Annotated in this window: 13 protein-coding genes; 8 read left to right on the top strand and 5 right to left on the bottom strand. The window is 70.0% G+C overall.

The genetic code is table 11. From position 1 onward, the window contains the following. Window positions 1-76 precede the first annotated feature (76 nt). Together OWM54_RS40185 and OWM54_RS40180 are read left to right on the top strand one after the other, a co-directional pair. On the top strand, window positions 77-1,213 hold the full coding sequence (locus OWM54_RS40185) for an acyl-CoA dehydrogenase family protein (protein WP_267700754.1): 1,137 nt from the start codon (window positions 77-79) through the stop codon (window positions 1,211-1,213). Then, window positions 1,210-2,703: an amino acid adenylation domain-containing protein gene (locus OWM54_RS40180; RefSeq protein WP_267700753.1), complete on the top strand. Its 1,494-nt coding sequence runs from the start codon at window positions 1,210-1,212 to the stop codon at window positions 2,701-2,703. Before OWM54_RS40185 ends, OWM54_RS40180 begins: the two co-directional genes overlap by 4 nt. Window positions 2,704-2,709: 6 nt before the next feature. Here OWM54_RS40180 and OWM54_RS40175 read toward each other — a convergent pair whose 3' ends face one another. After that, the gene (locus OWM54_RS40175; protein ID WP_267700752.1) at window positions 2,710-3,912 is read right to left on the bottom strand and encodes a PLP-dependent aminotransferase family protein; all 1,203 of its coding nucleotides are present in this window, start codon (window positions 3,910-3,912) and stop codon (window positions 2,710-2,712) included. Between the two features lie 216 nt (window positions 3,913-4,128). Here OWM54_RS40175 and OWM54_RS40170 point away from each other — a divergent pair, with 216 nt between their 5' ends. Beyond that, entirely contained in the window at window positions 4,129-5,715 is a 1,587-nt protein-coding gene (locus OWM54_RS40170; protein WP_248543510.1) for an MBL fold metallo-hydrolase, read from the top strand. Window positions 5,716-5,722: 7 nt separating this feature from the next. Here OWM54_RS40170 and cysC read toward each other — a convergent pair whose 3' ends face one another. From cysC to cysD, 3 genes are read right to left on the bottom strand one after another with little or no spacing between them, the layout of a single operon-like run. After that, window positions 5,723-6,274: an adenylyl-sulfate kinase gene (gene cysC / locus OWM54_RS40165; protein ID WP_046714122.1), complete on the bottom strand. Its 552-nt coding sequence runs from the start codon at window positions 6,272-6,274 to the stop codon at window positions 5,723-5,725. Between the two features lie 7 nt (window positions 6,275-6,281). Beyond that, entirely contained in the window at window positions 6,282-7,538 is a 1,257-nt protein-coding gene (locus OWM54_RS40160; RefSeq protein WP_223747395.1) for a sulfate adenylyltransferase subunit 1, read from the bottom strand. Next, entirely contained in the window at window positions 7,538-8,443 is a 906-nt protein-coding gene (gene cysD / locus OWM54_RS40155) for a sulfate adenylyltransferase subunit CysD (protein ID WP_267700751.1), read from the bottom strand. The genes OWM54_RS40160 and cysD overlap by 1 nt, the downstream gene beginning before the upstream one ends. Window positions 8,444-8,608: 165 nt before the next feature. Between cysD and OWM54_RS40150 the strand changes: the two genes are divergently transcribed. Continuing rightward, window positions 8,609-9,394, top strand: a complete 786-nt coding sequence (locus OWM54_RS40150) for a thioesterase II family protein (RefSeq protein WP_223747394.1) — start codon at window positions 8,609-8,611, stop codon at window positions 9,392-9,394. On the opposite strand, the gene OWM54_RS40145 is transcribed toward OWM54_RS40150, so the two are convergent. Further along, on the bottom strand, window positions 9,366-10,172 hold the full coding sequence (locus OWM54_RS40145; RefSeq protein WP_223747393.1) for a 4'-phosphopantetheinyl transferase family protein: 807 nt from the start codon (window positions 10,170-10,172) through the stop codon (window positions 9,366-9,368). The two genes, OWM54_RS40150 and OWM54_RS40145, sit on opposite strands and share 29 nt — an antisense overlap. Before the next feature lie 83 nt (window positions 10,173-10,255). On the opposite strand from OWM54_RS40145, the gene OWM54_RS40140 reads away from it, so the two are divergent. The 4 genes from OWM54_RS40140 to OWM54_RS40125 all read left to right on the top strand — a co-directional run bounded on the left by OWM54_RS40140 (window position 10,256) and on the right by OWM54_RS40125 (window position 15,209). Next, window positions 10,256-11,470 (top strand): phosphatase domain-containing protein, encoded by a 1,215-nt coding sequence (locus OWM54_RS40140; protein ID WP_267700750.1) that lies wholly within the window; start codon window positions 10,256-10,258, stop codon window positions 11,468-11,470. Window positions 11,471-11,710: 240 nt separating this feature from the next. Further along, window positions 11,711-12,961: a glycosyltransferase gene (locus OWM54_RS40135; protein WP_141328034.1), complete on the top strand. Its 1,251-nt coding sequence runs from the start codon at window positions 11,711-11,713 to the stop codon at window positions 12,959-12,961. After that, window positions 12,958-14,043 (top strand): hypothetical protein, encoded by a 1,086-nt coding sequence (locus tag OWM54_RS40130; protein WP_267700749.1) that lies wholly within the window; start codon window positions 12,958-12,960, stop codon window positions 14,041-14,043. The genes OWM54_RS40135 and OWM54_RS40130 overlap by 4 nt, the downstream gene beginning before the upstream one ends. A gap of 35 nt (window positions 14,044-14,078) precedes the next feature. Continuing rightward, window positions 14,079-15,209, top strand: a complete 1,131-nt coding sequence (locus OWM54_RS40125; protein WP_267700748.1) for a hypothetical protein — start codon at window positions 14,079-14,081, stop codon at window positions 15,207-15,209. The last annotated feature ends 7 nt before the right edge of the window (window positions 15,210-15,216 follow it).

The raw sequence follows: 15,216 nt of genomic DNA, 5'->3' as shown, positions 1-15,216 counted from the left end.
CCAGGGTGAAAGTCTTCAGACGCCCACGAATCTCACGGCGCGGCTGGCCCATCAACCCCTGACGACTCAGGACCGCATGGACTTCAGCTTTTCGAGTGAACAGGTGGAGCTGTACGACAGCGCTCTGTCGTTCGCGAAGTCGGAGTTGAGCGCGGAGGCCAGCGGCCATGAGGGATTCCCGAGGGACCTTTGGCGCCGATGCGGTGAGTTCGGCTTCCTGGGCCTGCCCGTGCCCGAGCACCACGGAGGGCTCGGGCTGGACACGTTGACGACGGCGCGGGTGATGGAGGCGCTGGGACGCGGATGCGCGGACACGGGGCTGGTCTTCTCCGTGGGGGCGCACCTGTTCGCGTGCGTGCTGCCGGTGCTGGAGTGCGGCGACGAGGCGCAGAAGCAGCGCTACCTCCCCCGGTTGTGCGCGGGAGCGTGGGTGGGCGCCAACGCCATCTCGGAGCCGGAGGCGGGCTCGGACGTCTTCGCGCTCAAGACGCGGGCGGTGCGCGACGGCCACGACTACGTGCTCGATGGGAGCAAGAGCTACGTCACCAACGGGCCGGTCGCCGACGTGTTCCTGGTGTACGCCGTCACCTCGCCCTCACACGGCTACATGGGCTTGAGCGCCTTCCTCATCGAGAAGGACACGCCGGGGCTCTCGGTGGGACGGCCCTTCCAGAAGATGGGCCTGTCCACCTCCCCCATCGCCCCGCTCTATCTGGAGAGCTGTCGGGTGCCCGCCTCCGCGCGGCTCGGGGAGGAAGGCCAGGGCGCGCCGATGTTCAAGCGCTCGATGCAGTGGGAGCGGGCGTGTCTGTTCGGCGCCTATGTCGGGTTGATGGAGCGGGTGCTGGAGCAGACGGTGGACTTCGCCCGACAGCGCAAGCAGTTCAAGCGGGCGATCGGAAAGAACCAGGCCATCTCCCATCGGCTGGCGGACATGAAGCAGCGGCTCGATGCGGCGCGACTGCTCCTGTACCGGGCCTGCTGGCTGATGGACCGCGGGCAGGACGCGACGATGGAGGTGTCCCTCGCCAAGCTGGCCATCAGTGAGGGGGCGATCCAATGCGGCCTGGATGCCATCCAGATCCACGGAGGCCTGGGCTACGTGGCCGAGGTGGGCATCGAGCGCGTGCTGCGTGACGCCATTCCCAGCGCCCTCTTCTCCGGCACCTCGGAGATGCAACGCGACATCATCGCCAGTCACCTGGGCCTATGACGCTCGACCAGATTGTCATGCGCGCCGCGGCGCGGAACCCCGGGGCCATCGCAGTCAGGGGTCCCGATGAAATCCTCACGTACGGACAGCTCGACGCGCTCGCCAACCAGGTGGCGCGGGTCCTCCAGGAGCTGGGGGTCCAGCGCGGCGACCGGGTGGGCCTGTGGACCGAGAAGTCGGCGCGAGCAGTGGCCGCCATGCAGGGCATCGCGCGGCTGGGCGCCGCCTATGTCCCGTTGGATCCACTGAACCCGGCCGCGCGCACGCGGCTCATCCTCGACGACTGCCGCATCGACGTGGTGGTGACCAGCGCCGCGCGCGCGGCCGAGCTGCGCAACGGAGGACTGGAGCGCCTGCGCTTCCTGCTGGTGGACGACACGGGCCCCGCGCGCGCGTGGACGAGCCTGGGCAGCGTCTCTCCGGAGCCACTGCCGGGACATGGCCTGGGCGACCACGCACTGGCCTATATCCTCTACACCTCCGGCTCCACGGGCACACCCAAGGGCGTGTGCATCAGCCAGCGCAACGCCCTGGCCTTCATCGAGTGGAGCCATGCGCTGCTGGGCACCACGCCGGAGGACCGCTTCAGCAACCACGCGCCGTTCTTCTTCGACCTCTCGGTGCTGGACCTCTATGCGGCGTTCCTCGGGGGCGCCTCCGTCACGCTCATCCCGGAGGCGCTGGCCTTCACGCCGAAGAAGCTGGTGGAGCTGGTGCTGCGCGAGCGGTTCACCGTCTGGTACTCGGTGCCCTCCGCGCTCATCCTGATGATGTCGGAGGGAGGACTGCTGGAGCACGAAGACCTCCCGTTCCGGACGGTGCTGTTCGCGGGCGAGCCCTTCCCCATCCGCCACCTGCGCCCACTGAGAGAGCGCCTCGCCACCGCGCGGTTCTTCAACCTGTACGGTCCCACGGAGACGAACGTCTGCACCGCCTACGAAGTGGGCGACATCGCCCCCGAGCGCACCGAGCCGGTGCCCATCGGACATGCGAGCTGTGGTAACCGCGTCTGGCTGGCGGACGAAGCGACGCAGCCGGGCGTCGGAGAGCTGATGGTGGAGGGGCCCACGGTGATGCTGGGATACTGGGGTCAGCCGCCACAGGAGGCGCGGCCCTACGCGACGGGGGACCTCTGCCGTCAGCTTCCGGATGGCGGGTTCGAGTACCTCGGCCGGCGCGACAACATGCTGAAGGTGCGAGGGCGGCGCATCGAGCCGGGCGAGATCGAGACGGCGCTGCTGACCCATCCAGCAGTGCGGGAGGCAGGGGTCGTCACCACCGAGTCCGGCCTGGACGCGCGACTGGTGGCCTTCGTCGTGGCCGCCGACGGCACGAAGCCCACCCTCCTCCAGCTCAAGAAACACTGCGCCGAGCGACTGCCCCGGTACATGATCATCGACGAGCTCCGCGTGCTGGCGGAGCTGCCAAGGACCCAGAACGGCAAGCTCGACCGGCGAGCGCTCCGCGACCTGGCGCCGCGACACACTTGACGGAGCTCACCCCGCCCGCAGCACCTCACCCAACCTGCGCACCGCCTCGGTGATCCGCTCCGGCGCGCAGGCGGAGAAGTTCAACCGCAGGCCGTGTGACGCCGAGCGCCCGCCGCTCACCGCGAACGCCTGCCCCGGCAGGTACGCCACCTGCTGGGTCTCCAGCGCGCGCGACAGCAACACCGTGCTGTCCATCCCCTCGGGCAGCTCCACCCAGACGAACATCCCGCTCGTGGGCGTCGTCCACGTCGCCCCCGCTGGCAACTGCGTCTCCAGCGCCTTCAGCAACGTGTCCCGCCGCAGCCGGTACTCCCGCCGCAGCGTCTCCAGATGTCCCTCCAATCGCCCCGACTGGAGGAACGCCAGCACCATCCGCTGCGGGAAGGTCGTCGTGTCGATGTCGCTCGCCTCCTTCACCGTCGCCAGCCGGAACACCATCCACTCCGGCACCACCACCCAGCCCACCCGCAGCGCCGGCGCGAGGATCTTCGAGAACGAGCCGACGTAGAACACCCACTCCGACTCCCACGCCTTCACCGGTGCGAGCGCCCCGCCCTCCTCGTAGTGCAGGAACCCATACGCATCATCCTCGATGACCGGCATCCGGTACTCGCGCGCCAGCCCCGCCAGCCGCTCCCGAGCCTCCCGCGCGAGGCTCGTCCCCAGCGGGTTGTGCCCGTCGCTCATCGTGTAGAACAGCGCCGGCCGCTCACCCGCCGCGAGCAGCGCCTCCATCCCATCCAGGTCCAACCCCGTGCGTGCATCCCGCCGCACCGGAACCCGACGCACGTCGTAGGGCGCGAGCACCTGCTGGAACCCCGAATACACCCGGTCCTCCAACAACACGCTCCGCCCCGGCTCCAACAAGAGCCGCGCGAGCAGGTTCATCCCCTGCTGCGCCCCCGTCGTCAGGAACACCTGCGCCGGCGAGCACCGCACGCCCCGCTTCGCCATCAGCGCCACCACCTGCTCGCGCAACGGCTCCAGCGTCGCCGAGTACTGCAACGCCTGCCCCTGCTCCGCCAGCACCCGCGCCGCCGCCTCCGCCATCCCCTGCGTCGGGAACAGCTCCGCCGCCGGCAACCCCAGGGCCAGCGAGTACACCCCCGGCCGCGTGATCTTCTGCAACATGTCCTGGATGGCGGACGGCCCCAGCCCCCGCGCCCACGACGCCACCGGCAACTCGGCCACACTCGACGGAGCCTTCACGATGTCTCCACGTGATGACGCGCAAAACCTGCGCACTCTTGAAACTCCGCCGCAATCGTAGCGCACGGGAAAGCCGAGCGAGCAGGAAGCCACACCCAGAAGACACACCCCGCGTGGGCCCGGAGCCCTACTCGCGCTCGGCGGGCGGCCAGCCGTCACCTGGGGCTTCCCAGTCTCCGAGCCCTCCTCGATAATCGAAGCTCGCCTGGAGAACCGATGCTGGACCGACCGATGTACCTCAAGCCCAACGTGGCGATCGAGCCGCTGTACAACCAGTGGTACGCGTGGTGGTACCTGCTCTCGCCGGCCACCGCGCCCCTGTTCGTCACGAACCTGCACCAGAAGCTGATGCAGTCCTTCGTCGCGAACCCGGACGTGCACGTGGCCGCGCTGAAGAACCCCATGTTGATGGGCGGCCCCTTCATCAACCACCCCACGGCCAAGGCCCCTCGCGTGAAGGAGCTCCTGGAGCGCACGCAGAAGGAGCAGGCCCACATGCTCGCCTACACCAAGGCGGTGGGCGAGCTGGAGCAGCTGCTCGCGCCCAACAACGGCGGCTCGCTCGAGGCGCTCTACGCCAAGGTGCCCGACCTGCTGCGCGGCTACGTGGAGCTCACGTACGACCTGAGCAACCGCGCCAGCGCCCGCTTCATCGAGCCCCTGCTCTACAAGAGCCGCTTCTACCAGGAGTCCTCGCAGAGCGTGACGCTGTCCCAGGTGGACGGCGACTGGCGCCCGTACATCTTCAGCACGCCGCGCCTGGAGGAGGACACGCCCATCTGGCTCAACGTGCCCTTCCGTCACGAGGGCCTGGACGCGCTGTTCCGCATGCGCCACACGCCGGGCTCCCCGGGCCAGGTGGCGGAGATGCTCGGCGTGCCGTCCAAGGCCGCCGCCGCGTTCGCGGACCTGTTCACCGACGTGGTGCCGCGCAAGGCCGCCCGCTATGACGGCGAGGGCGTGCGCGTGCGCTACTTCGGCCATGCCTGCGTGCTGCTGGAGACCCGGGAGGTGAGCATCCTCACCGACCCCGTCATCAGCTACGAGTTCCCCACGGACCTGCCGCGCTACACCCACGCGGACCTGCCCGAGCACGTGGACTACGTGGTCATCACCCACGGACACGCCGACCACCTGATGATGGAGACGCTCATCCAGCTGCGTCACCGCGTGGGCACCATCATCGTCCCGCGCAACAACGGCAACTCGCTGGCGGACCCCTCGCTGCGGCTGATGCTCCAGGCCACGGGCTTCAAGAACGTGGTGGAGATCGACGACCTGCAGGAGATTCAAATCCCCGGCGGCTCCATCACCGGCCTGCCCTTCATCGGCGAGCACAGTGACCTGGCCATCCAGGCGAAGACGGCGCACCTGGTGCGGCTGGGCGGCAAGTCCATCCTGATGGCGGCGGACTCCAACGCGCTCGAGCCGCGGATGTACCAGCACCTGCGCGAAATCATCGGGCCCATCGACATCCTCTTCCTCGGCATGGAGTGCGAGGGCGGCCCGATGAGCTGGATGTACGGCCCGCTGCTCACCAACCCGCTGCCCCGGAAGATGGACCAGGCCCGGCGCCTCAACGGCTCCGACTGCGCCCGCGCGTCGGAGATCTCCAACTACCTGACGCCCAAGGAGGTCTACGTCTACGCCATGGGTCAGGAGCCCTGGCTGCGCCACGTGATGATCCTCGTCTACGACGAGACGGCGCCCCAGCTCATCGAGTCCAACAAGTACCTGGAGCACTGCCGCGCCAAGGGCATCCAGGCCGAGCGCCCGTACGTGCGCATGGAGCGCGTGCTCTAGCGAGCGCTCACGCGGCGCGGGGTGACAGGTGGCCCCGCGCCCGGAGCGCGTCCAGCACGCGCTCCACCCCCGCCTCCACCGGCTCCGTCGCCGAGCGGACCGTGACGTCCGGCGACTCCGGGGCCTCGTAGGGGTCCGAGACGCCGGTGAAGTGCGGCAGCTCCCCCGCCAGCGCCTTCTTGTAGAGCCCCTTCACGTCGCGGGTGATGAGCGCGTCCAGGGGCGCCTCGATGTAGACCTCCACGAAGTCCACCTGGGCCTCCGCCGCCAGCGCGCGCACCTCCGCGCGAGAGCGCTGGTACGGGGAGATGGCCGCGACGATGACGCCCACGCCGTGCCGCGCGAGCAGCCGCGCCACATGGCCGATGCGCCGCGCGTTCTCCTCGCGGTCCTCGCGCGAGAAGCCCAGGCCCCGCGTCAGCCACGTGCGCACCTCGTCGCCGTCCAGCACCTCCACGGCGCGCTCGGGGGAGAGCCGCTCGCGCAGCGCCCGCGACAGCGTGCTCTTGCCCGCGCCCGACATGCCCGTCAGCCAGAGGATGAAGCCCCGCCGGTTCATGCGCACCTCACACGGCGGGGCCGTTGATCATCCCGGCCCCCACCGTCGCGTTCGTCGCTTCGTCGATGAGGATGAAGCTGCCCGTGTGCCGGTTGTCGCGGTACGCGTCGAAGAACAACGGCGCCGTGGTGCGCAGCGTCACCCGGCCAATCTCGTTGAGCGCCAGCCGGGGACTCTGCTCGTCGCGGCTGAGCGTGTTGATGTCCAGCCGGTAGTGCAGCTGCTTCACCTGCGCGCGCACCGAGCGCGTGGTGTGCTTGAGCGCCAGCCGCGAGCCCGTCTGCAGCGACACGCCCTCCGCCAGCCAGCACACCATCGCGTCCAGGTCCTGCCCCACGTGCGGCGGGTTGCCCGGACGGCACAGCAGGTCGCCCCGGCTGATGTCCAGCTCGTCCGCCAGCGACACATTCACGGACATGGGCGGGAACGCCTGGGCCACCTCCCGCCCCGCCAGGTCCAGCGAGCGGATGCGCGTGGTGAACCCGGAGGGCAGCGCCATCAGCTCGTCGCCGGGCTTGAGCACCCCGCCCAGCACCTGCCCCGCGTACGCGCGGTAGTCCGGGAACCTCGACGACATGGGCCGGATGACCGTCTGCACGGGGAAGCGCACGTGGATGAGGTTGCGGTCCGACGCGATGTGCACGTTCTCCAGGTGGTGCAACAGCGTCGGCCCCTGGTACCAGGGCATCTTCTCCGAGCGCGTCACCACGTTGTCCCCGCCCAGCGCGGAGATGGGGATGAACGTCAGGTCCGTCACGTCCAGCTTCATGGAGAACTGGCGGAACTCCTCGCGGATGGCCTCGAAGACGGCCGCGTCGAAGCCCACCAGGTCCATCTTGTTCACGCACAGCACCAGGTGCGGCACGCGCAAGAGCGACGCGAGGAACGCGTGGCGCCGCGTCTGCTCCAGCACGCCCTTGCGCGCGTCCACCAGGATGAGCGCCAGGTCCGCCGTGGACGCCCCCGTCACCATGTTGCGCGTGTACTGCAGGTGCCCGGGCGTGTCCGCGATGATGAACTTGCGGCTGGCCGTGGCGAAGTAGCGGTACGCCACGTCGATGGTGATGCCCTGCTCGCGCTCGGCCTTGAGCCCGTCCAACAGCAGCGCCAGGTTGACGTACTCGTCCCCGCGCGCGCGGCTGGTGCGCTCCACCGCGGCCAGCTGGTCCTCGAGAATCGAGCGCGTGTCGTGGAGCAGCCTGCCGATGAGGGTGCTCTTGCCGTCGTCGACGGAGCCCGCGGTCGCGAAGCGTAGCAGTTCCACTAGAAGTACCCCTCACGCTTGCGGTCTTCCATCGCCGTCTCGCTGAACTTGTCGTCCGCGCGGCTCGCGCCCCGCTCCGTGACGCGCGAGGCGGCAATCTCCGAGATGACGTCCTCCACCTTCACCGCCTCCGACTCCACGCACGCGGTGCACGTCATGTCGCCCACCGTGCGGAAGCGCACCGCCGCCGTCGTCACCTCCTCGCCCGGGAGCAGCGGCAGGTACGGGGACCACGCCATCAACATGCCATCCCGACGGAACACCTCGCGCCGGTGGCTGAAGTAGATGGAGGGCAGCGCCACACCTTCGCGGGCGATGTACTGCCACACGTCCAGCTCCGTCCAGTTGGACAGCGGGAAGACGCGCAGGTGCTCACCCCGGCGGTGGCGGCCGTTGTACAGGCTCCACAGCTCCGGGCGCTGGTGCTTGGGGTCCCACTGGCCGAACTCGTCGCGGAAGGAGAACACCCGCTCCTTCGCGCGCGCCTTCTCCTCGTCCCGGCGCGCGCCGCCGAACACGGCGTTGAAGCGGTGCTTCTCGATGGCCTCCAGGAGCGGCACCGTCTGCGCCCGGTTGCGCGAGGCGCGGGGCCCCTTCTCCTCCGCCACCCGCCCGGCGTCGATGGCCTCCTGCACGGACGCCACCAGCAGCCTCGCGCCCAGCTCGGCCACGCGCGCGTCCCGGTACGCGAGCACCTCCGGGAAGTTGTGCCCGGTGTCCACGTGCATGAGGGGGAATGGCAGCGGCGCGGGCGCGAAGGCCTTCACCGCCAGGTGCAGCATCACCGCGGAGTCCTTGCCGCCGGAGAACAGCAGCACCGGGCTGTCCAGCTCGGCGACCACCTCCCGGATGATGAACACCGACTCCGCCTCGAGGGCGTCCAGGTGCGAAAGCTCGTAGCTCACGAGGGAAAACGCTAGCACGCCTCGCGCGGAGTCCCGCCAGTCCACTCATTCACGAAATACGCGCGTAACAAGGCAGGTATGTACACGGGGTGGAAGTCTTCAGCGGGCTCGAAGTGGCCAGGGCTTGACCCGTTTTCCTCGGCTGTGCGACAGAACCGTACCGTCATGCCCAGTGCGCCCACCTCGAATCCGAACGCTCCCGAACGCTGGTTTCCTTCCCGCAAGCCCCTGCCGGACGCTCGGCTGAGGCTGTTCGCCCTGCCCTTCGCGGGCGGCAGCGCCTCCATCTACAGCGGCTGGCAGGGTGGCCTGCCACCGGGCGTGGAGCTGTGCGCGGTGCAGCTGCCCGGCCGCGAGCGGCGGTTGATGGAGAAGCCCTTCGACAGCCTGCCCGCGCTGGTGGACACGCTGCTGCCGGTGCTGGCGCCGCTGCTCGACAAGCCCTTCGCCTTCTTCGGCTACAGCATGGGCTCGCGCATCTCCCTGGAGCTCACCCGGCGGCTGCAGGCGCGCAACGGCCCCATGCCCCGCGGGCTGGTGCTGGCCGCGTCCGGCGCCCCGCGCGAGTCGGACCGCAAGCCCATCCACCACCTGCCGCAGGAGCAGTTCATCGAGGAGCTGCGCCGCTACGACGGCACGCCGGAGGAGATCCTCCAGCACCGCGAGCTCCTGGAGCTGCTGGTGCCCACGCTGCGCGCGGACTTCGCGCTCGCGTGGTGGGAGAACGGCGTCTCCCCCGTGAAGCTCGACGTGCCCATCTCGGTCATGGGCGGCACCACGGACAAGCACGTGTCGCTCGCCCGGCTGGAGACGTGGCGCGAGGAGACGCGCAGCCCGGACTTCCGCATCCGTCACTTCGACGGCGGGCACTTCTTCCTGCGCGCGCAGCAGGCCGCGCTGCTCGCCGCGCTGGGCGAGGACCTCACCCGGTGGATGTCGACCCCGGCGTGAGGCCCCGCGCCGCCTCGAACCGGGGCGGCGCATCCGACGCCAGCGGGACGGTGAACTGCCAGCGCACACGGAACGGCTGGTCCCACGGCCGGCGCATCGCCACCGCGGCCTGGTGACGCGCCGAGGGCCGCAGCTGCATGAAGCGCCAGGTCTGGGGCGTGTCCTTCATCCGCGCATCGAACGAGATGCGCGGCTCCTTGCCCGCCTCCAGGTGGAAGGCGAACTGGTCCAGCGGCAGGGACAGGCCCGCGCCCCGGGCCTTGATGTAGGACTCCTTGAGCGTCCAGTACTCGAAGAAGCGGCCGCGCTGCTCGCCCTCGGGCAGGGCCTTGAGCGCGGCGACCTCGGGCGCGGCGAAGAAGCTGTCGGCGATCTCCACCGTCTCGCCCTTGCGCTCCGCGTCCTCCACGTCCGCGCCCAGCTCCGCGTCCAGCCCCACCGCCACCAGCGCCATGCCGTCGGTGTGGGACAGGTTGAAGCGCAGCCGGGCGCCGTGCTCGCCGCGAATCTCCGGCCGCCCGTAGGCGTTGGTCGAGAAGCTCCACGCCGTGGGCGGCACCGGCGCGTAGCGCGACAGCGTCAGGCGCACCAGCGCGTGACTCACCAGGTACTGCTTCTGGTGGCGCTCGAAGCGGAAGCGCTGCTGCTTCTCGCGCTCGGCCGAGTCCAACAGGCCCCAGTACGCGTCCAGGAGGTGCCGCTCCAGGATGCGCTCGGGCTCGACAATCCACACGTGGACTTCGTCCGGACCCAGTTCCAGCGGCGCGACAGTCGACATGCGCCTGCTCTACCACGCCCACCCCACCCCCGCGTAGGCTCCCCAGGTTCAAGGCCGGCCTCGCGCCGGACGGGGGGAGCCACATGGATCCACGCGCCGCGACGAAGAAGCTGGAGACCCTGCGCACGCTCATGGCCGGTCATACCGACGCCAGCGAGGAGCGCCGCATCCTGGACCTGCTCGGTGACGCGACGCCCGCCGAGCTGAACTACCTGTTGGCCAACGTCGACCTGGAGTCGCTCCTGGGCGATCTGGACGACCGGGTCTTCGGCCCGGACCACCACACCGTCCTCATGAAGCTGCTGTGCCGGGAGCGGGCGCAGGAGCTGGCGCTGCCCGTGCGCGCCAGCCTGGTGACGGCCATCCAGAGGGGCGGCACGCCCTACACCGCCGAGCAGTGCATCAAGGATTTGTTCCTCGGCGTGCGGGGCCGCGAGCTGACGGCGTTCAAGAACCTGCTCGACGCCGGCAACAACCACCAGGACCTGGAGAAGCTGATCTTCGACGACGTGGACAACGTGGCGCTGCGCGAGGAGATCCTCGGCCACATCCAGCACGAGGCCCGCCTGGCGCCCAGCGGCGAGAGCAAGGTGCTCAGCGACATCGACGACACCTTCTACGCCAACCTCAAGGACAGCCGGTACCCGCCCAAGACGGTGTACCCGGGCGTGCTCGCCTTCTACGCGGAGCTGGACCGGGGGCCGGGCATCATCCCCGGACGCGAGGGCGACCTCACCTTCGTCACCGCGCGCCCCATGGACCCGCTGGGCGCGGTGGAGAACCTGACGTTCGACAGCCTGCGCAAGCACGGCGTTCCACCGCACGTGGTGCTGTCCGGCAGCCTCACGCACCTCCTGGGCAACTCGCGCATCGCCACGAAGAAGTTCGACAACTTCCTGCGCTACCTGCGCTGCTTCCCCGAGTACAGCTTCGTCTTCGTGGGCGACAGCGGCCAGGGCGACGTGGAGTTCGGCGACCGGATGCTCCAGCACGCGCCGGAGGCGGTGCACGCCGTCTTCATCCACGACGTGGTGGACACCCCGGAGACGACGCGGCGGGCGTGGCTCGACAAGCGCATCCACTTCTTCGACACCTACGTGGGCGCGGCGGTGGACGCGTTCGCGGTGGGCCTCATCTCCCGGGATGGCCTGGCCCGCGTGGCGCTCGCGGCGCGCGAGTCCATGGAGGGCATCGCCTTCACCTCCGCGGCCCAGCGCGACGCGCGCAAGACGGAGCTGTTGCGCGACCTGCAACGCGCGGATGCCTTGACGTCGCCCTCGCCGCCCGCGGCGCACTGACGTCCCGAGGGAGCGTCGGCTGGCGGAAGCGCCCCTCGACGCGGGGGCGGGCCGGCTGACCTGTTCCGGACGGCCACTGGGGCGCGCGCTCGCGCCGGTGGGCAATCCCCTTCCACCGTCCCTGGGGGCAGTTGGCGCGGGCCCCCGCGTCGCCAACTTTCCCACCGCTCCCTCATGGGGGCCGAGGGGCGGAGCGCCCCCCGTGGCGAGGGAGGGTGGCGTGATGGGGGGCGGGGTCTGATGGAGCTCTTTCCCATCCACCTGCTGTTCATCGTCGTGCTGATGAACCGCTACATCCTGGGGCCGTTCCTGCGCCGCGTGCGGGGCCGGAGCATCGACCAAGTGGACGAGTCGTACCGGCCGCGGGTCGCCATCGTCATCCCCCTCTTCAACGAGGGCCAGGGCATCTTCCAGGCCGTCCGCAGCCTGCTGGAGCAGGACTATCCCCGCGAGCTGCTGCAGATCGTCGTGGTGGACGACTGCTCCAAGGATGACAGCTACGCGTGGGCGATGAAGGCCGCCGAGGGCCACCCCAACGTGCTCGTGATGCGCAACCCGGAGAACCTGGGCAAGCGCAAGGGCATCAACCGGGGCGTGAAGGCCGCGGTGGACGCGGAGATCATCGTCTCGGTGGACTCGGACGTCATCGTGGACCGCGCCGCCGTGCGCCACCTGGTGCGCCGCTTCACGCACTCGCGCATCGCCGCGGTGGGCGGCCGCACCTACGTGACGAACCGCCACCAGAACTGGCTGACGCGCATGGTGGAGATCAAGTTCCACTTCGCCCAGCAGTGGCTCAAGGACCTGGAGCGCAGCTTCCGACAGGTGATGTGCCTGTCGGGCTGCCTCACCGCGTACCGCCGCGACGTGCTGCTGGAGCTGGAGCCCATCCTGGAGGCGCGCGCCATCGCGGGCGTGCCCATCAAGTACGGCGAGGACCGCTTCCTCACGCGGCAGATCGTCAAGCACGACTACGAAACCGTCTACACGCTGGACGCGTTCTGCTTCACCGCCGCGCCGGCGACGCTCGCGGGCTACTTCTCCCAGCAGCTGCGGTGGCGGCGCTCCAACCTAGTGGACCTGCTGGGCGGCCTGTCCCACGCGTGGCGGCTGCACCCGGTCATCACCATCCACTACGTGTCGCAGCTCGCGCTGCTGCTCGCCTACCCCGTCGTCATCGTCCACAACGTCCTGACGGGTGAGTTCATGGACATCCTCGCGTTCCACTTCCTGGTCATCGGCCTCCTGGGAATCATCTACCGGCTGGAGACGCGGCACCTGCCTGAAGAACGACGGGTGCATGGGGCGTGCTTCCTGCCCATGGCCCTCTTGATGCCGGTGACGTACGCGCTGTTCACGCCGCTGGCGCTGCTGACCCTGGACTCCGGCAGCTGGGAGACGCGGGGCAGTCCCAGCGCCGCGCCGGCCCCCAGTCCCGCGGCCAACCGCGGCGAGCTTCCGACCGACCCCGCTGGTGAGGGCTCTCCATGAACCAACGCGTCGCCAATCGCATCAACGCCGTGGCCGTCTCGCTCTACAAGATGATGGGCTCGGTATTGCTGGGTCTCATCCTCACGGCCCTCATCTCGTTCCTGTCGGTGCAGGGCTTCTTCCTCTTGAGCCACTCCTGGGCGACGCCGACGGTGATATCGCCCACCGACCCGCAGATCCTCACGCTCAACACCCAGCTCGCCGCGCAGACGTCGTCCCGGGACCATGTGCTCGCGGAGAAGCGCGCGGTGGAGAACCGGATGACGGACGCGCAGCGCACCGTGGCCGCGGAGCGCTCGTTCCAGCAGCGCTTCCTGGTCGCCCTGCGCGGCGAGCGCGCCTCCAAGGACCGCACGGCCAAGCGCCTGGCCACGCTGCGCCGCGAGTACCAGGAGGCGCGCAAGGAGATCCTCGAGTCCAACCGCGCCTACGCGGGCCTGTCCCGCGCGCGCACGGATGCGCTGTATGGCGCCCGGCTCCTGCAGCAGGAAGACAAGCTCACCCTCAACCACCACCTGGCGCAGCTGGCGCAGAGCAACCTGTCACTGGCGCAGACGACGGTGGACCTGGAGACGCGGGTGGAGGGCATCCACCGTGAGATCGCGGGGCTGACGGCGGTGCAGGACGGCACGCCGGACGGGATGACGTCGGACGTGCTGCTGCTGGAGCGGGAGTACACGCACTCGATGCTGGAGCAGGCGCGCGCGGAGGCGACGCTGCGCAGCCTGGAGCACGACGCGAAGGCGCTCGACGACGTGGCCCAGCGCTACGAGGCGCTCATCGCGTCGCTCAAGGCCTCGCCGTACCTGCGCGCCATCGAGAAGGACCTGACGGTGGCCTTCGTGCCGTACGAGAACCTGGGCAACGCGGCGGAGGGCGCGCCCCTGTTCGCCTGCGCCCTGAAGGTCGTCTGGTGCCGCGAGGTGGGCGTGGTGGGGCGGGTGCTGGAGGGCGAGGTCTCCATCAAGCACCCCATCCGCCAGCACATGCTGCGCGGGGTGATGGTGGAGCTGAAGCTCACGGACGCCGCGTCGGCCCGGGAGGACCTGCTGCACCTGGGCCGCGCGCCCCTGGTGCTGTGAGCCGCGCGCCCATGACGACACGGTGGAGAAGTCCCATGCGGAAGAGCCTGACTTGCGGCGCGCTGCTGTTGCTCGCCGCTCGAACTCCCGTCTCCTGGGCCCAGTCGACGCCCGAGGCCACCACGCTGGACGCTCGCTTGGAGGAGCGCTCCGCGGGCTACTGCGACTGGGTCCAGGGGATGGGTGACGCGGAGGCCGCGCTTGAGCTGGCGCCGGAGGTGTTCGGGAGCTTCGGCGCGGTGAACACCGGCGAGGCCGAGGGCGGCACCGCCCTGGGCAAGCCCAAGCTGCGCGTCACCGCGGGCCTGAGCTACGACTTCGTGGGCCTGTACCGCGGACGCACCATCCACCGGCGCGCGGCGGCGGAGTGCCGACGCTACCAGGCGCTCTCGTCGCTCCAGGCGGCGGTGCGCCAGGGCTCGGGGCTGGGCGAAGACTCCGCGCTGGAGGCCCGTGCCCGTGTCCTCCAGGACGCCCTGCCCCGCGCGGAGGCGCTCGTCACCGCGCTGCGCGACGACCTCAAGGAAGGCCGCGCGACGCTCGAGGAGCTCAACGCCGTCCAGGTGCGGCTGGACCACCTGCGCTCGCTGAGCACGGACACGGCGCTGGCGCGGGAGCGGCTGGCCGCACGTCCCGCCTTCGCCCGGGGGCAGCGGCTGGAGACGCTGCTGGAGGAGCTCCGGGCGGCCGATGACGCGGTGGAGTCCGCCGCCGGTGGCCTGCGTCGAGCCCGCGCCTGGCAGCTCAGCGTGCGCGGCGGGTACGACGAGGTCTTCGACGTGGACCAGGACGTGCCGCTCTTCGGGCAGGTCATGCTCACGTACGATCTGGGCCACCTGTGGCAGGGCAAGGCGAACGCCCGCGCGCGCGACGGCCGCCGCCGCGCGACGCTGCATGACGTGGAGGGGATGGACCAGCAGGTCTCCGAGCTGTTGGTGGAGCTGCGCTCCCGGCACAGGACGGAGGAGGCCCGGCTGCGCGAGGTCTCCGCGCTGGTGACGGACCTGGAGGGCCAGTTGCGCGACGTGGAGGCGCTGCAGACGCGAGAGATTCGCCGCTTCCGGGACTACCTCCTGTTGGAGCTGGCGAGGCTTCGCGCCGAGCAGGCCTACCTGACGGCCCATGTGGAGGCGCTCACCTCGTTCCTCGGGAACACCCAGCCCTGAGGCGGAC

It is taken from the genome of Myxococcus sp. MISCRS1, from assembly GCF_026626605.1.
In the GTDB taxonomy this organism is placed as follows: domain Bacteria; phylum Myxococcota; class Myxococcia; order Myxococcales; family Myxococcaceae; genus Myxococcus; species Myxococcus fulvus.
This window is presented reverse-complemented; position numbering and strand designations above follow the sequence as displayed.